Origin of the sequence: Salinivibrio siamensis (assembly GCF_001996005.1) — a bacterium.
Classification (GTDB): domain Bacteria; phylum Pseudomonadota; class Gammaproteobacteria; order Enterobacterales; family Vibrionaceae; genus Salinivibrio; species Salinivibrio siamensis.
Genome location: NZ_MUFB01000011.1, coordinates 37903 through 56942, shown reverse-complemented (window position 1 = coordinate 56942; position 19040 = coordinate 37903). Strand labels below are relative to the sequence as shown.

Sequence of the window (19040 nt, the reverse complement as noted above, 5' to 3'; positions counted from 1 at the left end):
AGGTAATTTTTTCCTAAGTGTTGGCAATTATTACTTAATAGCTGGGGTTGGATATGGCAGTCTAGGACAAGAAAACGCTTGGAAGGAATGCGATGTATATGTCTTGCTTGTTCGCCTATTTACCTCAGTCGTCAGATGCCTCTTTGCGTCAGATGCTAAAGGTGGCGCTTAACGCGCGAGCGACGAACGTGGTGTGGTTTGATACGTTAGCCGCACTGTTAGAAGCGTGTCAGGTTGATGACCCCGGCTGGGTCGTAATAGATGTTGACACCAAGGATGGCGATATCGATGAGCTGCTCGCCATCATGACGCGTGTCACCCACACGCAATGGGTGTTATTGACTGATGGCGCGCCCTTTCCTGCTTGGAATCACCACGCCCAAGACATGGCTGCGACGGTATTGCGTCGTCCTACCGATAAGCAGGCCTTCCAGCATCTCGTAATTGATCAGATGCGCGGTGAGGATCGTGGGCAATTACAGGGTACCCCCGTTATTACTAGCCAGGCAGATCAATACGGCTATTTATTGGGCTCATCAAGCCCGATGCTGGCCCTGTATCGCCAGCTTCAACGACTAGGTCCAACGCAAGCGAATGTGTTTATCATCGGTGAGAGTGGGGTGGGCAAGGAGCATGTCGCAAAAACACTCCATGGCTTGGGTCGACCGACTGACATAGGCGGGATGGAGAGGCGAAGCCAAGGGGGGGATGCCCCTTTTATGGCGGTCAACTGTGGGGCGCTGAGCCCAGAACTGATCGAAAGTGAGTTGTTTGGTCATGTCAAAGGGGCGTTCACTGGCGCGCATCAAGATCACCAAGGGATTTTTTACCAAGCCGAAGGGGGAACGGTGTTTCTCGATGAAATAACGGAAATGCCCCAGTCGCTGCAAGTGAAATTATTGAGGGTGCTGGAGTCAGGGGAATACCGCCCAGTTGGTTCGACACGCAATCAAAAAGCGAATGTGCGTCTTTTGGCCGCCACCAATCGCGACGCGCAAGAGGCGATTCAGCAAGGTAAGCTGCGTGAGGATATTTATTATCGCTTGGCACAATTTGTGGTGACGGTTCCGCCATTAAGGGAGCGAGGAGATGACATTCATGCACTGACCACGCATTTCCTCGCTGAATTGAATTTTAATCATCAGACAACCGTGAGCATTAGCGATAACGCGCTCGAGCACGTCCAGCACTACCACTGGCCAGGGAATGTACGTGAACTCAAACATGCTATTGAGCATGGCTTTCTATTGAGTAATGGGTGCATTGAAGTCACGGACCTACCCACTAACGTGATGGCTGATGATCCGTCAACAGCGGTTGAGGCGCTTTCGCTGCCAGAGGGAATCAGACTTGATGAACTCGAAAAAGCAGCGATTTTACAAACACTCGCGCGCTGTCAAGGAAACCGTCAGCGTACGGCTAAGGCGCTTGGGATCAGCCCTAAAACCTTATACAACAAACTCCAGCAATATCATGCATTATCGTCTGATTGAGCGGTATCAGGAAGAGGCGGAGACAGGATCGCGAGTGATTGAGGCTGCGCGTCAATCGTTAGTTTTCGGTCGCGATAAAGCTCGCCGTCAATGACATAGTCAATGACTGATGTAGCACGTATCGAGACGCGTGTGACTTGTTGATAGTGAGTAAAGCGGCCTAATCGTGTTTCAAACAGACTCGCGAATGCTAATTCCATGAGGGACAACGCGGTATCTGTTTTGGTAGAACTCGCGGTGAGCCAAGTGACATCGAGTTTGCCGTCGGCATAATTTGGTTGGCCTTGCCCTTGGGCTAATAAGGTTGTCATTGGTGCGGCATTGGCGACCACCATACTGGTTGTGCGGATCAACTGAGGCGCTTGGTGATCGAATTGAACGGTGAGATCGATGGCTTGATTTTGACTGGCAGCCCCGAGTAGACCCTGCAAATACGCCCACTGGCCTAATTGATTTTTCTGCTCCCGAGCGGCGTGGCGAATCATTTGTTGTTCAAAGCCAACGCCCACGACTAACAACGCCACTTTGCCGTTACAGCGTGCGGTGTCGATGGTTCGTGGCGTCCCATCTAAAATGACATCGCAAGCGGCATCAATATTTAAAAATTTGGTCTTTATCCCCCACAATGCATGGCATAAGGCGTTTGCGGTGCCAAGCGGTAATACGCCTAAAGGGATTGCGGTGTTAATCAGTGCTCGCGCAACGGCGTTCACAGTGCCGTCCCCACCGGCGGCGATCACCACATCAGCCTGTTGTGACACAGCGCGGCAAGCGAGTTGATAACTACGACGATTATGGCGTGTCTGATGGACGACTAACCGATACCCGTCACCTAAATAGGCCTGAATATAGTCGCGGTGCTTACGCCATTTCTTTCCACCTGCAGCAGGGTTAGCAATGATCCAGGCAATGGGACGCGCCAACCGCAACGCACCGCTTTGCTGAAAACGCACTAAAGCGCGGCGCTGGCGCTGATTCAAGTGTGCTTTGGGGCGTACCATTTTGATGTCACCAAGCACATCCTCGAGCGAATGGTGGGGAGAAAGTGCCCAAAGATAGGCGGCAACAACCATCACGGACCGTCCGCGTCCTAGTGCACAATGCACCACCACCTTGTGTCCGGCTTGTCGCTGTTGATGCAGCCATTGTAACGCGCGCATCAGTTGGCTACGCGAGGGATAGGCATGATCCAATACGGGCACCGAGAGATAGGCGACAGCCTGTGATTGTGTGAAACGGTCGACGCTCTCGAATTCAGCGGTAACATCTAATATTCCATCAATACCTTGCGCTTGCAGATCGGGGATGTCTTTGTAGGTCAGACGAGCACCGACATAGAGCCCAGGGGCGACTTGCTGGACGGGCGGTGCAACATCGCGTTTTCTTGCCCAACGATTGTACAGGTGGGTAAAGGTGAAAAATGGCGCAAACACCCACTGGCTGATGCGAGGCAACTGCCCGGACTGGCGTTTGCGAAAAAGGCGAGGCTGATTGCGCCAATAAGCGATACTAACGGCGAAAAATGCTGCCGCACACCATGACAAAAGCAAGGTAAGAAGGACGTTAGGTATCCACCAGCTGATCGTGAATAAACACGCGGCGACCAAGCTATAAAAGGGACCTATAAACACGCTTATTCACTCCTTTTTATTCAGCACAGACGCCATCGGTAAAACAATCCAGCTTTTACTATACGTTAGCCCTGCCCAATATCATAAAAAACGGCACGTCTAGCGTGCCGTTTTTGTATTATTATTTATCTTGATTTTGATGTTGGCGCCGGAATTTTTTCATTGCGCGACGTTGTTCAATGATCTTTCTCGCCTCACCGCCGACGTGCTGTTCACCGCGTTCTCGTGCAAGACGGACTTGGTACTCTCGCTCTCGAAACGCTGCCTTTTGGGCGTCGGTGTGTTTGTCGATGCATTTAGGGCAAGAGACGCCTTGCTCATAGTGTTCGCTTTCCATGTCCGCTTGCGTGATGGGAAGGCGACAGGCATTACACATTGCGTAAGACCCTCGCTCCAAATCGTGATTAACGGCAACACGGCTGTCGAAGACATAACACTCTCCGTTCCACAAGCTTTCACTCTCAGGCACTTCTTCGAGGTACTTAAGGATCCCGCCTTCTAGGTGATACACCTCATCAAAGCCTTTTTCTTTCAAAAAAGCGGTCGATTTTTCACAGCGGATCCCGCCGGTACAAAACATGGCGACTTTTTTGTGCGTGCTAGGGTCAAGCTGCTGTTCAACATAGTCTGGGAATTCACGGAAGCTATCTGTATGCGGATTAACGGCTCGTTCAAAGGTACCAATCTCGATTTCGTAATCATTACGCGTATCGATCACTAACACATCTGGATCGCTGATTAATTGATTCCACTCTGTTGGTTTGACATAAGTGCCCACGCTTTGGCGCGGATCGATGCCTTCAACCCCCATGGTCACAATTTCTTTTTTGAGTTTTACCTTGGTGCGACTAAATGGCTGGCTGTCTTCGAACGACTCTTTATAGTCAATATCCGCTAGGCGTGGGTCATTTCTAAACCACGCAAACAGCGCATCCATATTTTCTCTTGTCGCTGCTACTGTGCCATTTATGCCTTCCTGGGCGAGAAGGAGCGTGCCGCCTATTTGGTTGGCTTCCATTACTTCAAGCAATGGTGCTTGCAAAGACTGGTAGTCGTCGAGTGTGACAAATTTATATAAGGCACAAATGACATATTTAGACATGTTGTTTCCTCTTGCTGGCTGGAGCGTAAATCCAGTGCATGGGTGGTGTATGTATACGTGAGCGCGGAGTATAGCGAATGCTACTGACGCAAAACACCGGATAAAAGTAAGGTTAAATATCGAGCGCTCTGATAGCGACGAAGGCGATGCACTCTACTTTGTGTTCAAATCAAATTGTATTGTTAGTTATTCAATAACGTCTGGTTTTTATGAGATCAACATCACGTATGAACGGAGTTTCTATCGCCTGAAAGCGTGTTTGGACTTAGTTTGAATGGGTTTTTAGTCACGCCAGAATGGTTTTATTGCTTTATGGTCTAATTATTTTGTTGGTTGGCGTGCATCGGCTAGACAGTGGTCTAGTAAGCAAAGTAATTAGCCAAGCATCAAGAAAGGATGCAAAACATGATTGAAGAATGGATTAACGCATTTGTCGGGTTTATCTGGGGTAAGCCGATGCTGATCTTATTGGTTGGTGGCGGGGTTTTCTTTACCCTTTATGGCAAACTCACGCCGTTTCGGTATATGGCACACAGTATCAAGCTGTTAACCGGTAAGGTGGACGATGGCAGTGGCCATGGTGATTTATCTCATCGCAAGGCGCTCGCCGCCGCTCTCTCCGGCACTTTGGGCCTTGGTAATATTGCCGGCGTGGCACTGGCGCTCAGCGCAGGTGGACCCGGTGCGGTGTTTTGGATGTGGTTAACGGCATTACTAGGAGTCTCAACCAAGTTTTATACCTGTACATTGGGGGTCATGTATCGTCACGAAGATGCGAACGGCAATGTCCACGGTGGCCCCATGTATACGGTTCGGCACGGTTTAGGGCCAAAATTTAAATGGTTAGCGGTGATGTTTGCCATTGCCGGCTTGATGGGATTTGTGCCGTCTTTCCAAATTAACCAGCTTGGTGCCGTGGTGCAAACTCAGCTATTTCCGGGGATCGCTTGGCTAGAGAGTAGTGCGTTCTCTTGGGCACTGGGCATTGTACTGGCGGTCTTCGTCGGTATGGTGATCTGGGGTGGCTTGCAGCGTGTGGCTGATGTTGCTGGTGCGCTAGTGCCTTTGATGGCGGGCAGCTATATGGTGATGGCGATCGCCGCTTTGGCACTTAATGCCGAGCGCGTGCCTGGCGTGTTTCAGTCGATTTTCGCCAGTGCTTTTTCACCGGATGCGATGTTCGGTGGCCTGATCAGTGTGATTATTGTGGGGGTGAGTCGTGGTGCTTTCTCTAATGAAGCCGGGATTGGCACCGAGGTCATGGCACACAGCGCGGCAAAAACCAATGAGCCAGTCCGAGAAGGATTGGTCGCTAGCCTAGGTCCTATCATTGATACCTTAATTGTCTGTAGTTGCACTGCGCTAGTGATCTTGGTGACCGGTGTGCTTGATCAAGCCGAGGGCATGCAAGGTGTTAGTCTGACCATGGCGGCATTTAAAGCGGCCTTTGGCGCGCCAGGGGCGTGGTTATTGGCGGCACAGGTGTTAGTTTTGTCTTTCACCACGGTATTTACATTTTGGTATTACGGCTATAAATGCTTTGTGTATCTATTTGGCGAGCAGGCGGGTCAGTATTATAAGTACCTATACTTATCGCTTGTGGTGCTGGGAGCGGTATTATCGCTGGATGTGGTGTTCTTATTCCTCATTGGGGCGTATGGGCTGATGGCAGTGCCCACCATGGTCTCCGCGTTGCTGTTGGCGCCTAAGGTAAACCAAGCTGCTAAACGTTATTTTGCCAGTCACCGTTACCGTGAAAGTCACCGCTCACAGGTAACCAACAGTTAATGAGCCGATAGTTAATGGCTTGACTGACAACTTTGTTGTCACGCTAAAACGAACAAAGGCTGCCAATGTGCAGCCTTTGTTTTGTTCACTATGTTGGCCTTTATCGTTGATTAATCATCAAGTGGTGCGCCAAATACATAGGTATCAGCCAGGCTAACCATGCGACCGATTTCGGGTTTGGTGATGGTATCATTGGCGCCCAATTGCAGAGCCTTAGCGCGGTTATCTTCGCTCATGATCGACGAGAACATGATAATAGGCATGGTTTTATAGGTATCCATCTCTCTGAGGCGTTTGACTAAGTGCATACCGTCCATTCGTGGCATCTCTACGTCTGACACAATCGCATCCACAAACTCATTGATCGACACACCTTCTTCTTTGGAAATGCGTTCGAATTCGGTGAGTTTGTCAAAGGCCTCGCCACCATCTTTGGCCGATATAATGTTAAAGCCAGCTGAGCGTAGCGTGTTCTCAATCAAGCTACGGATGAAGGCGGAATCGTCCACCACTAAAATCGTTTTTGCTTCGCGTTTTTTCGCGCTGGATTCGGAAATGTTGACGTTTCTGTCCTGAGTGACATCGTATTTTTCCATACTCAACTCAGGGTTAATATCGGCAATGATTTTCTCAAAATCCAGGATCATAATCAGGTTGTTGTCTTTGCGGACAACGGCGACCACACAATCTTGCTCGCCTGCTTCTAAAAATTGGCTTGGGGACTCAACCGCTTCCCAGGAAATACGATGGATACGACTAATACTGTCAATCAAAAACCCATTAGTCATGTTGTTAAAGTCGGTGACAATCACAAACTTATTGTCTTTCTCTGGACGCGTCGGGACGCCTAACCAGCCTGCGAGATCAATCAGTGGCGTTAGCTTGTCGCGTGACGAAAACACCCCAATCATGTGCGCTTGGGCGTTTGGATAGTCAGTGGTTTCCGGAACTTGGATAACTTCGCGAACCTTGGCAACGTTGATACCGTAATAGCAGGTTTTGGTACTGCCGTCAGGAAGTTGCTTGATTAAGTGAAACTCAATGATTTCTAGCTCATTCGTACCACTTTCCGTCAGTATTTCGTTTTTTGATGGYTCGTCGTTCATGCCTACCACATTTCCTTTCGATATCAGCGAATAAAGCTGGCGTTAAACTGAGTTTGTTCCAGTATAAGCCTGAGATCAATAAAGCGACAATCTTTGCTCGATAATCGTGCTGCTTTTCTGTGGGCTATCGCGCTAAATTGATCGCGAAAGTCATCGATAAGTTACAGCTTAATAACAAAAAAGCCTGCGGCGAGCAGGCTTTGAAGACCGTTAGGGCCGTTTGGCAGTTAAGGTAAGGCCACGTCTAAGTGGTAATTCCCGATCATTTTTCCTTGGCTGTCCAAAAAGCGTGTATAGGAGAACGGCGCGAGATCAATGGTGGTTGGCAGACCACGTACCACTTCATTCATCACCTTTCCGGTGATGGCAGAGGTCAACATACCGGTACGGAAATGCCCACATGCATTGAGGTAACCGTCAATACCCGGCACTGCACCAAGAATCGGCAGCTCATCCGGTGAGCCCGGACGCAAGCCTGCCCAGCAGCGCTTGATATTCATCTTCTTCAGCTCGGGGATAGACTTCATGGCGCCTTGTGCCAGCTGTTTGATGTACTTCATGTCTGTGGTGGTGTCAAAACCACGCTCTTCGGTGGTTGAGCCAATCAAGACTTCGCCGTTATCTTTTTGGGCGATATAACAATCACTGGTGGTTAAACAGCCATTTAAAAGCTTAGGTAGCTTCTCGGAGACGATCACTTGGCCTTTGACTGGGAAGACAGGCATTGGCATCCCCGTTGCCCACAAGCTGAGTTTTTCCGCCCATGCGCCACCCGCATTGATCATGGTGCCACAACCTAGCTTGCCGTTTTCTGTTTCAACCGCGACAACGCGGTTACCTTGTCTCACCACACCCGTGACTTTGGTATTGAGGTATAGCTCGACACCGTTCTGCCGTGCTGCTTCCAAATAGGCCTCGTTAAGGCGATAGGGATTGATTTGGTGATCACCCTCAAACTCCATCGCACCAATTGCCGCACGCGACACGTTAGGCTCTTGTGCGTGAAGATCTTCTTGAGACACCCAACGGACATGCTCTTGGCGATCAGGAATGGCGGCCGCAATATGTTCGGCATAGAGTTTGTCGTACTTATCAAACATGACAAACTTCAAACCAGTACGCTCAAACTTAAAGTCCACACCGTGATGCGTCAGCAAATCATCATACAATGCCGGATAGAGCTGGTTAGACAGCATCGCCATATCGAAGAACGGCTTGGGCATAATGTGCGGTTTGATCTCTGGTGATCCACCTTCGCCGCTTTCTTGCATCTGCTTAGAAAGGGTCTTAAACAGGATAACGCCGCAGCCAAGGCCGGTTGACTCGCCCATCGCCCATAGACCACCGGCTGACGCACGCGAGGCGTTTCCGGGGTATTTATAGTCCACAACGGCGATGGATAAGTCGCGCTCGCGGCTTAAATGATAAGCCACCGATGCGCCGATCACGCCGCCGCCACAAATTACGATGTCGTACTGTTTCATGCGTCATCCTCCAACGCAGCAAAAGGAATAGGGTCGAGTGGGAATCGAGGGCGAATCAAAGGCTGAGGCGACGTCGTGCTCTCATTGAGTCGGTCGTAGCAGTAGTGCGCACAGGTTTTTCCTTGGCAGTCACCCATGGTAACGCGGGTACGCATTTTCAACGTAATCACATCCTTGACGCCTTGATTGATGGCGTTATCAATGTCCGCCTTTTTCACTTGCTCGCAGCGACAGATCACTGTGTCTTTTCCCGGCAAACTGAGCAGGCCTGGACGACGGTAGCCTGCCGTATCAAAGCCTTTACGGAAACGGTAGCTCTTTTCGAGCTGATGACGCAGAGCCTTAAACTCATTGTCAAGATTAGGCATTGAAATATTGCGTGCCTTCAGTGCGGAGTACGCCGCAATCTTTCCTTCCAACATGGCGGCTTCTGCGCCGGCAAATTTCACGGTATCACCGGCGCAGTAAACATTGTCGACACTGGCTCGTTGCCACTCGTCCACCACGGGGATCGCCCCGCTCATGTGATCGTACTGCATATCTAGTCCCATTAGTTGCGCAAGCTGAGAGCGTGCCGCAAAGCCGTAACCCACACCAAGTACATCGGCATTTATGGTTTCGGCACGGCTAACATCTGGGTGCCATTCTTTACTGTAGGGTGCAACCGTGACGTGCTCGACTTGGGGGTCACCCGAGGCTTTGACGATGCCCCAACCGTAATGCATCGGGATATGGTGGCGTTTGAGATACATCATCATGGAGAGGCCATCTAGCGCGAGCTGTGGACGGTTGAGGAGGGCGAGCGTTTCACGTGCCAAGTCTTTAAACGGCGCCGCTTCATAGATACCGGCGATATCACAACCGGCTTTGTGAAGCTGACAAGCAACCAGTACAAGCAAAGGCCCTGTGCCGGTGATCACGCAGCGGTGCCCGGGACGAACCAAGCCGCTTTTTATTTGCAGTTGGATCCCCCCAAGAAGCATCACCCCTGGCAGATCCCAGCCAGGAAAGGGAATGCTGCGCTCTTGGCAACCGGTGGCGAGGATCAACTGCTCATAGTCAATCGTTGATAGCGTATCTTCATGAGCAGTGAGGAGATGTTGATCCGCCATTGGCCCCAGTACCCGCGTCAAACTGCGTAGGTCAATCAAATCCTGATGCTGGTGATATTGTTCGCGCAGGGTTTGTGAGGTGGCCTTCCATTTGTCATCCAAATGGGGCAGCGCGTTAGTCTCTCGCCACGGGCCACGATAGACGACGCCACCGGGTTTGGGGGCTTCATCAACAATAATACTGGCGACCTTGTGCTTGGCCAGTGTGACCGCTGCAGAGAGACCAGCAGGTCCAGCACCAACAATAACAACAGGCTTAGACATGGGTTTCTCCTTGCTCGACGGTGTGGCTTTCAAGATCCGTGTTCTCAACCACAATGTTGGCTTCAGTGCGGACATCCATATCCGGCTGAACGGCGACTTGGCACGCACGTTGTTTATGGCGGGCGTTGATTTCCAGCGTGCAGCAATGACACACGCCCATGCCGCAATAGGCACTCGCTAATCGGCCATAATCATTTTTAGATAGCGCACGGATATTGCTTGCGAGCAAAGTGCTTAGCACGCTTTCTCCAGCGATGGCGGGAACCGTCTCGCCATTGACATGGATCGAGAAGGTTTCGCCAACGGCATCGGTAATGTCTTGATTTCGTCTCATCGTTTTAATTTGCTCATTGGTATGTTGTTGGCACAGTGATGACGCCCACTCAGCCTGTTTAAGTGAGCGGAGTGTGTTGTCTTATTTATTAGGCGAGGAGTATACTAAACTTGCTTTGTGAATATGACGTTACTTTTTGTTTCGTATTTGTTATTCCTCGCAAAATGTATGGAAATAATGATGATGTTGTGAGCTTTATCATGATAACGATCAGGTTTGCGCGGAGAGGGGCCTGTGAACAGTGACGCTATATCGGTCAAGCGCTGTTGCGTAAACAAGGTGGCTATGTCATCAATGAAGAAGTGGTGTATCGCGATCTTGTATCGGCAGAGGAGGCAAGGATGACAGAGTCAGGCTCACAGTGGTTGGAAACGGTTAAAGAGATGCGAGAGACATTCGACGCGCAAAAAGAACAGGTGTCTCAGTGTCCTTTTTTAGAGTACAGCCATCGTCGCGACGCACTTCTGCGCTTGCGTCAGGCCATCAAGCAAAAATCGTCTGCGTTACAACAAGCCCTTAGCGACGATTACGGCTACCGTGCGCCCGTTGATACTGAAATTGCCGACATCTTGCCTTTGCTGCACCAAATTGATTACACCCGTCATCGATTAAAGCGATGGATGAAGCCGCAAAAACGGCGTCCTGGTATTACTTTGCTAGGCACCAAATTGGTCGTGCACTCCCAGCCAAAAGGCGTGGTTGGGATCATTGTACCTTGGAACTTTCCGATTATGCTGGCAGTGAGTCCGCTGATTTGCGCGTTGGCCGCGGGCAATCGGGTAATGCTTAAGCTTTCGGAGTTCACGCCCAACACCAACCAGGTATTACGCGCGTTAATCGCTGAGGTGTTTAGCCCAAACGAAGTGGCCGTGGTTGAAGGTGAAGTTGAAGTGTCGCGCCGCTTTACCGAGCTAGAGTTCGACCATCTCTTTTTCACCGGCTCAACCCAGGTCGGACGTCAAGTCATGCTGGCGGCGGCCGATAATTTGACCCCGGTGACCCTCGAACTTGGGGGTAAATCGCCGGTGATCATTGATGATCAAATTGATATGGACGTGGCTGTCTCACGGCTCATTTACGGGAAGTGCTTAAATGCTGGGCAGATATGTGTTGCCCCCGACTATGTGCTTTGCCCTGAACATCGGCAAGAAGCCTTTATACACGCCTATCAACGTGCATTTCGTGCTATGTATCCTGACTTTGAGGCCAATCAAGATTACAGCCAGATCGTTAATCAACCCCAAGCGATGCGGCTAGAAGAAACGCTCCAAGATGCGCTCGATAAGGGTGCGCGTCGCTGGTGTGCACTCGACCAGCAAACCATGCCAACTGCGGAAAAACGACGCTGGCCAACTCAGCTACTGACCCAAGTCACCGATGATATGCGGGTGATGCAAGAAGAGATTTTTGGCCCGCTCCTACCTATTGTCACCTATCAAGATATCTCTGAGGCATTGCTTTATATTCAGGCGCGCCCGCGACCGCTCGCTTTGTATTTGATGAGCAATGACGCTGAGATACGCGCGCAGGTCACCAAGCAGCTTCACGCTGGCGGTATGGGGATTAATGAAACCTTGTTCCATGTCGCTGCCGAAGATGCGCCTTTTGGCGGCATTGGTGACTCTGGCATGGGGCATTACCACGGTATTGAAGGCTTTTATACGTTTAGCCACAGTAAAACCGTCCTCACCCGTGATAAATGGGACACCAGCTTTTTAGTCAAACCCCCTTACAACCGCTGGTACAAACGCTTAATGCGCTGGTGGTTAATGCGGTAAGCCTGCAAATTTGCACGATAAGACATTGCGATCTGAGCGCTTTCCCCAGTTACGGAGTGCATCACTAAACTTTTCCGAGAAATTGATCTATATCTTTGGTTGTTACATAACTGTTAAAAGTGGTGCGAAGCAACCAAAGGAGCGACACAATGGCGTTTTCAGTACAACCCGATTCCATGTTGCCAGACATTGGCGATCATGAGCGCGCGATGGTTGAACAAGAGGTAAAGCTCGCGGTCACCGATGCCAATGGCAAATCACTGGGATATTTAGCGATGGTGCCAGATGCACAGCGCTTTATTACCTTAACCCAAGATAGCGCAGAGGCGTTGAGTTTTATCAAAACCCCTTGCAGCGTCAATGCGGGTTATTATCAGTGGTCGTTTTTTTATGACGACATTGAGTATGGCCTGGACTGTTTAATTGAACCTGACAGAAACAAGTGTCGGCTATATGCCAATGATCATGCGGCAGCCGCGCCATCGTGGAAGCTTGTTGATGACGGTGAGCGTGGCTCTTTGATGATGGCAGCCCCTATCTCAGCGATTGGGCCGGGCACGCGTATTGCTGTTACCTCTGATGAAACTGACGTTCCGAATGTATTAGTTGGGGCGCTTGAAGGCGGCGTGTTGGTGCATGAGCAGCCAAGTTAAATTAGGTTGAACACCGAGTATCTTACCGGCCAGTGCTCTGTCACTGGCTTTTTTATGCCAATCAATCTCACTCTCTAACTGCATGTATTAATTCACTTTCATTTTAGCTGTGAGCAGCATCAAAGAACTGTTCATCAATCATTTTTAGTAAAAAAGTGTTAAGTGCTCACAGATGGCCTACATAAACACTTTGTAAACAAAAAGTTAAAATTGATGCTGCTGATGCAATAGTAAATAATGCTGGTAAGTTGGATAAATAAAGCGATTTTCTCTGCGGAAAAAAATGCTGTTGATGCATAGCTTTATAAACGTGCTTGTTGTTATTTGTAGGCAATTAATTTTTGATACGTTTAACCATTGTAAGGAATACAATATGTTAAAGCATGTACTTAGCTGCTGTATTGCATCAGCATTAGTCGCTGCATCGCCTGCAGCGCTCGCAAAACAGGAAGAGGGTAAACAAGCGATCTCTCAGCAGCAAACGCTAGCGCCACTCGTTGTCGCGTCAGACAACCAGGGGATTGAAGACCAATACATTGTGGTATTCAAACAACCGATGACGCTCAGCGACGATCCACAAGCGCTACAAACCTTCACTCAGCAGGCCGTCTCAAGCATGGTCAACCAACACGCGGTTAAAGTTGAGAAAGTGTTTGATCGCTCGCTGAGTGGCTTTGTAGCCAAATTGACGCCAGAGCAACTGCGCGCGTTGCGTATGGACGAGCAAGTGGACTTTATCGAGCAAGATAAGACGATTTCCTTGGACCCGGTAATCACCCCAAACGCCAACCAGAGTAATCCAGTTTGGGGGTTGGATCGCATTGACCAACGTAACCTGCCTTTGGATAACAATTACAGTACCAATTTTGATGGCACAGGTGTGACGGCGTACGTCATTGATACAGGTGTGACAACGTCACACGTAGAGTTTGGTGGTCGTGCTCGCTCTGGCTATGACTTTGTTGATAACGATAATGACGCGTCAGACTGTAACGGTCACGGCACCCATGTGGCCGGCACTATCGGTGGTAGCCAATATGGCGTCGCTAAAAATGTCGACATTGTTGGGGTGAGAGTGCTGAGCTGTAGTGGTTCGGGCTCAACGTCCGGTGTGATTGGCGGGGTTGATTGGGTGGCTGCCAATGCCAGTGGACCATCGGTGGCAAACATGAGCTTAGGTGGTGGTGTGTCTACAGCACTGGATCGTGCGGTTGCCAGTGCGGTGCAATCGGGTGTGAGCTTTATGCTGGCGGCTGGCAATTCCAATGCCGATGCGTGTAACAGCTCGCCGGCCCGTGAGCCAAGTGGCGTCACCGTGGGCTCAACAACAAGCAGCGATAGCCGATCAAGTTTCTCCAACTGGGGCAGCTGTCTTGATGTATTTGCACCAGGCTCGCAAATCAAATCTGCCTGGTATGACGGTGGTTATCGCACCATCAGTGGCACGTCAATGGCGACACCTCATGTTGCCGGTGTTGCGGCCTTGTATTTACAAGAAAACAATAGCCTATCGCCAGCACAAGTCGAGAGCTTAATTAGCAACCGTGCTAGCGTAAATAAAATCAGTGATCCTCGTGGTTCGGTTAACAAACTGCTCTATAGCCAAGCGGATAGCAGTTGTGAGCCTGATTGTGACCCAACGCCAGGGCCAAAAAATGAGCTCAAAAATGGCCAGCCAGTGACGGGTATTGCTGGGGCACAAGGTACGCAGCGCTTCTTTTACGTTGATGTTGACGCGGGGCAACGTCTAACGGTCAATATCAGCGGGGGCTCAGGCGATGCAGATTTGTACCTACGCTATGGGGCGAAACCAACTTTAAATAGCTGGGACTGCCGTCCATACAACTACGGCAATAGTGAAGTGTGTACGGTACAAAGCACACAAAACGGTCGCTATCACGTGATGCTTAATGGTTACACTGCTTTTAACGGTGTCAGTGTGACAGCGCGATACTAATGCACTGTCGCTAAGGCGGTCGCGTTATGACCGAAACCGTTTTATGACCCAAGATGACGATAAAGCGCGGCACAAAGCCGCGCTTTTTAGTGGTATTGGCGCAAGCAATCGTATAGCAAGTTGATAAAGCCCTTTCGATCGACGGCCATTGCCACCTCGGTATTGGCGAGATTGCCCGTGACGTGATAGCGGTCGACGACCGTCATTCCAGTGGTTAACGTCCCTTGTGTCTCGACACCCACCCATAGTGATTCACACTCGAAGAGCTCGGGCATCACCAGCCACGCGATGGTGCAGGGATCGTGCAGCGGTGAGCCGTCTAGGCGCCACTTGGGATCGCGGTGATAGCGCATAAAGAAATCAAGCCAACCCGCAACTGTCTGTGCCACGGGATTATCGATGCCACGGATGGAAGCCACATCTTCATCTTTGACTAACGCTTGGTGGGTAACATCTAATCCAAACATGGTGATTGGGATCCCAGCGCGAAACACGCGATCAGCAGCTTCTGGGTCGACATAAATATTAAACTCGGCTGCTGGTGTCCAATTGCCCAAGGTCACACCGCCTCCCATCAGCACAATCTGCTTAATCCGGTTGGTTAAATCCGGGTAGGCGGCCAGGAGTAAAGCCACGTTGGTTAAAGGGCCAGTCGCGACCAAGGTAATAGGCTGGTCAGCGTCTTGAAGCACACTGGCCATTAGGTTAACAGCATTATCAGGATGGGCGTCCATCGTGGGCTCTGGCAGCGCAGGACCATCCAAGCCCGACTCACCGTGAACATTATCAGCAATAATGAGCTCACGGGTGAGTGGTTTATGTGCGCCACCCGCGATAGGGATGTGTGTTTGTTGCAACAAAGTCAAAATGCGTCTGGCGTTGTAAAGGGTTTTATCTGGGGTTTGATTTCCGGCACTGGTGGTGACTGCTTTGATATCAAGCTGGGGGATTGCACAAGCCATCACCAGTGCAATGGCATCGTCATGGCCGGGATCGCAGTCGATAATAATGGGTTCACGCATAAGCTGGCCTATCGCGGAGTTGGAGAACACGTCGGTCAGCACAGGATAAACGCCTTGCCACTTGTAGCGTGTGATCGTCCTCGCTAATTGCTCACGCGATCGAAATGTAACAGGTGAATAATTTATCATCAAAAACTGAGAGATGAGTTGTTACACATTGTCAACATGTTGCGAACGAAAATGTGGTTGTTGCATTATTTTGCAAACAATTCAATCAATCTGCCCTTGCTTGATAATTTGGGGTTTTATGTTGATAGTTTAGGTTGTTAATGGAGTTATAAACTGCCTTTTAGATTTTAACCTAGATTATATGACAAGTATTTAACAAAACAATTAGGACATATATCTATTACATTTGTGTGATACTTTAGATTGAACTCGCTACTATGCAACCGCACAAAATATTATAACTAAGAGAGTTTGACGTGAACCAGACTATAGATATCTCCTCAAAAAGTGTATCGCACCGCTGGACCCAACATGATACCCATTGGGCACTCAGCTTGTTCGGTACAGCGGTGGGGGCCGGGATCCTGTTCCTTCCCATTAATCTCGGGATGGGGGGCTTTTGGCCACTCATGATTATGGCCGTACTGGCGTTTCCGATGACGTTTATGGCTCACCGAGGCTTAGCGCGCTTTGTGTTGTCGTCTCGCCACAAAGATGCCGATTTCACCGATGTGGTTGCCGAACACTTCGGCAGCCATGCAGGCCGTTTGATCTCCGTGCTGTATTTTCTTTCTATTTTCCCCATTTTGTTGATATATGGCGTTGGGCTGACTAATACAGTTGATAGCTTTTTGGTTAATCAACTCGGGTGGGCGTCGCCAAACCGTGTCATGCTGTCTGGTGTGCTAGTCGCAGGTATGATTGCGATCATGATGGGGGGCGAGCGCCTGATGCTGCGTGCATTTGCGGCGATGGTTTATCCGCTGGTTGCTATCTTGGCGTTTTTGTCTTTTTACCTAATACCATCATGGCAAGCACCGAACCTCGCTATGCCCGGGATGGGAGAACTGGGCATGAATCTATGGCTCGCCGTGCCAGTGGTGATTTTCTCGTTCAGCCATGCGGCGGCGATTTCTAGCTTTGCTAATATTCAGCGCCGTCACTATGGTGATGATGCCCAAGGCAAGTCAGAGCAAATTCTTAAACGCGCGGGCGTGATGTTAGTTGCCTTTGTACTCCTGTTTGTTTTCTCGTGCGTGTTGACGCTCACCCCGGCACAAATGGCGGAAGCGAAGGCGCAAAATGTGTCTGTGCTCTCATACCTTGCTAATGTCACCCAAAATCCATTTATTGGCACCTTAGGGCCTTTGGTCGCCTTTATTGCTATCACATCATCGTTTTTGGGGCATTTTCTCGGTGCACGCGAAAGTCTGAACGGCCTGGTCACCAAACATAGCAAACTCACTTATAAAAAGGCCGATAAGCTCGGCGTGGTGGTGATGTTTTTTGCTATTTGGTGGTGTGCGGTGATTAACCCCAGCATCCTCGATATGATGGGCGCATTGTCTGGGCCTGTGATTGCGATGATCTTATTTATTATGCCAACGGTTGCGGCCTACAAAGTCAAAGCGCTGGCGCAGTATCGCGGCAAAGCGGGTACTTACTTTATCTTTGTGACCGGTATGCTGGCGATYTCTGCGTTGCTTTATAACTTGATGGGTTAAGTAAACAATATTATCTTGCATGAAAGCGCCCTCGCGGCGCTTTTTTGTATGTTGCAATGTCGTAAGCCCGCTCTCACTGGCTTATCTCGTGCAAAACGGCGCAGTTCTTATCCTGCTTTTTAGCTTGATACATGGCTTTATCGGCATCAACAATTTCACTGTGAGGCATACCGTTTGGGTAGTAAGCCACGCCCAAACTCACTGTGACGGGCATAGATGGATGATTAAATAGCGCAAGGCTTTGTCTTGATATCTCGTTGCACAGCAGTTTTCCTTGCACCACGGCACGCTCAGCGGTAGAAAAATACTGCAGCACGGCAAACTCCTCTCCCCCGATCCTTGCCACCACGGCGTCATTGGGTAATAGACTCCGCGCTGTTTGAGCGACAAAGCAAAGCACTTCGTCGCCATGTGCGTGGCCGAACCCATCGTTAAAGGCTTTGAAGTCATCAATATCGAACACCATCAGGGTTATCCCCTTGACTTCGCGCATTTGGCTATATAGGCACTGATAGAAATAACGTCGGTTGTGAAGATGAGTGAGAGAGTCAGTAATCGCTTGCGCTTGCAGTAAGTCATTGGCTGCTTGCAGCGCATGCGTCTTCTGTTTAACCGTTCTTTTCAGTAAAAAGATATAGCTGATGCCCACTATCACACCAAAGGCGATTAGCATTGGTAACAAATACGCGGGATAGACGGTCTCGACATCGTAATATACCCAGCGATTTAATAGCCGCCGCTTGGTTTCATCGTCGAGCCAAGCAAATTTATTATCAACTTGATTGAGTAATGCCGTCTTCCCTTTCGCAAAACCGGCATATAACATTTCTGTATAGAGGTGCCTGACGGGTATAAACAAATTTTGGTTAGTGGTGGTATAAAGGTGATAATTGGCGACTTGCAGATCGGCGACGAATGCTTGGATGTCTGCAGATAACGCTGCATCAAGCATGGCTTGGTTATTCGGGAAGAGCTGTAGCGTTACGTCTGGAAATTCGGTTCTCATAAACTCTTCTTCGTACCCGCCTTGCACAACACCGACTGCGTGGTCGGTGTCGCCCGCTAACACATAATCTGCCGATACGCCCGTGAGAGCTTGGCTGAAGAACACTTGCGTATCGATGCTAAAAAGTGGGGTGCCGAAATCCATAAACGCTAACCGCTCTGGTGAGCGAAGTAAGCCTGCGTGAACATCGGCTTGACCGCTTCGCACAGCATCAATCGATTGTTGCCAATCAGTTAGCACAAATTCAATTTGATAGCCGTTACGTTTGCCAAATTCTTTCCAAAAATCAATTAGGATCCCTTTTGGCTCTTGATTGCGGTCAAGATAGGAAAATGGTCGCCAAGCATGCGAGTTCGCCACTTTTAAAACAGGGCTTTGTGGCTTGGACTGTTGGTTTTGCTCAGCGTCAACACTCAGCGTGATGGTCAAGAGGACGCCAATGCTCAGAACCACAACGATGATACGAGTCACCACATATAACACCCCAGAATGCCGCATAAACAACCCTTGAATCTGGCAATGGCTAGAAATGATGGCGCGCAATGCATGCGACCATTACTACCAGTATATGAACAAAACATTGGCAGCTGGGGATAAATGTCACTTTTTCCGCAAAACTGAGAGGGTAGTGCGTTCG

General features: G+C 49.7%; 14 protein-coding genes. 6 read left to right on the top strand and 8 right to left on the bottom strand.

The features are described 5' to 3' along the window. Positions 1–98 precede the first annotated feature (98 nt). A complete protein-coding gene (locus BZG73_RS07550; RefSeq protein WP_201247891.1) occupies positions 99–1493 on the top strand; it encodes a sigma-54 interaction domain-containing protein in 1395 nt (464 codons plus the stop codon). On the opposite strand, the gene BZG73_RS07545 is transcribed toward BZG73_RS07550, so the two are convergent. Together BZG73_RS07545 and trhO are read right to left on the bottom strand one after the other, a co-directional pair. Next, positions 1472–3124: a diacylglycerol kinase family protein gene (locus tag BZG73_RS07545; protein WP_158010022.1), complete on the bottom strand. Its 1653-nt coding sequence runs from the start codon at positions 3122–3124 to the stop codon at positions 1472–1474. The two genes, BZG73_RS07550 and BZG73_RS07545, sit on opposite strands and share 22 nt — an antisense overlap. Positions 3125–3245: 121 nt before the next feature. Continuing rightward, positions 3246–4226: an oxygen-dependent tRNA uridine(34) hydroxylase TrhO gene (trhO, locus tag BZG73_RS07540; RefSeq protein WP_046075682.1), complete on the bottom strand. Its 981-nt coding sequence runs from the start codon at positions 4224–4226 to the stop codon at positions 3246–3248. A 405-nt stretch (positions 4227–4631) separates the two neighbouring features. Between trhO and BZG73_RS07535 the strand changes: the two genes are divergently transcribed. Beyond that, positions 4632–6014, top strand: coding sequence for an alanine/glycine:cation symporter family protein (locus BZG73_RS07535; protein ID WP_198531458.1), 1383 nt, complete (start codon positions 4632–4634; stop codon positions 6012–6014). Between the two features lie 110 nt (positions 6015–6124). Here BZG73_RS07535 and BZG73_RS07530 read toward each other — a convergent pair whose 3' ends face one another. From BZG73_RS07530 to BZG73_RS07515, 4 genes are all read right to left on the bottom strand, one after another. Then, complete coding sequence (locus BZG73_RS07530) at positions 6125–7120, bottom strand: chemotaxis protein CheV (RefSeq protein ID WP_077578456.1); 996 nt, start codon at positions 7118–7120, stop codon at positions 6125–6127. A gap of 227 nt (positions 7121–7347) precedes the next feature. Further along, positions 7348–8604, bottom strand: coding sequence for an NAD(P)/FAD-dependent oxidoreductase (locus BZG73_RS07525; protein WP_077578455.1), 1257 nt, complete (start codon positions 8602–8604; stop codon positions 7348–7350). After that, positions 8601–9980, bottom strand: coding sequence for an FAD/NAD(P)-dependent oxidoreductase (locus tag BZG73_RS07520; RefSeq protein ID WP_077668005.1), 1380 nt, complete (start codon positions 9978–9980; stop codon positions 8601–8603). Before BZG73_RS07520 ends, BZG73_RS07525 begins: the two co-directional genes overlap by 4 nt. After that, positions 9973–10314 (bottom strand): (2Fe-2S)-binding protein, encoded by a 342-nt coding sequence (locus tag BZG73_RS07515; protein WP_077578453.1) that lies wholly within the window; start codon positions 10312–10314, stop codon positions 9973–9975. The genes BZG73_RS07520 and BZG73_RS07515 overlap by 8 nt, the downstream gene beginning before the upstream one ends. Before the next feature lie 341 nt (positions 10315–10655). Here BZG73_RS07515 and BZG73_RS07510 point away from each other — a divergent pair, with 341 nt between their 5' ends. From BZG73_RS07510 to BZG73_RS07500, 3 genes are all read left to right on the top strand, one after another. Next, entirely contained in the window at positions 10656–12092 is a 1437-nt protein-coding gene (locus tag BZG73_RS07510; RefSeq protein WP_077668004.1) for a coniferyl aldehyde dehydrogenase, read from the top strand. A gap of 149 nt (positions 12093–12241) precedes the next feature. Further along, complete coding sequence (locus tag BZG73_RS07505; protein ID WP_077607511.1) at positions 12242–12745, top strand: hypothetical protein; 504 nt, start codon at positions 12242–12244, stop codon at positions 12743–12745. Between the two features lie 373 nt (positions 12746–13118). Continuing rightward, positions 13119–14702, top strand: coding sequence for a S8 family peptidase (locus BZG73_RS07500; RefSeq protein WP_077668003.1), 1584 nt, complete (start codon positions 13119–13121; stop codon positions 14700–14702). A gap of 86 nt (positions 14703–14788) precedes the next feature. Here the strand turns inward: BZG73_RS07500 and rihA are convergent, their stop codons facing one another. Beyond that, positions 14789–15724 (bottom strand): pyrimidine-specific ribonucleoside hydrolase RihA, encoded by a 936-nt coding sequence (rihA, locus tag BZG73_RS07495; RefSeq protein ID WP_077668022.1) that lies wholly within the window; start codon positions 15722–15724, stop codon positions 14789–14791. 425 nt (positions 15725–16149) lie between these two features. Here rihA and BZG73_RS07490 point away from each other — a divergent pair, with 425 nt between their 5' ends. Next, positions 16150–17397, top strand: coding sequence for an aromatic amino acid transport family protein (locus BZG73_RS07490; protein WP_077668002.1), 1248 nt, complete (start codon positions 16150–16152; stop codon positions 17395–17397). A 73-nt stretch (positions 17398–17470) separates the two neighbouring features. Here BZG73_RS07490 and BZG73_RS07485 read toward each other — a convergent pair whose 3' ends face one another. Continuing rightward, positions 17471–18901, bottom strand: coding sequence for a transporter substrate-binding domain-containing diguanylate cyclase (locus BZG73_RS07485; RefSeq protein ID WP_077668001.1), 1431 nt, complete (start codon positions 18899–18901; stop codon positions 17471–17473). Positions 18902–19040 lie beyond the last annotated feature (139 nt).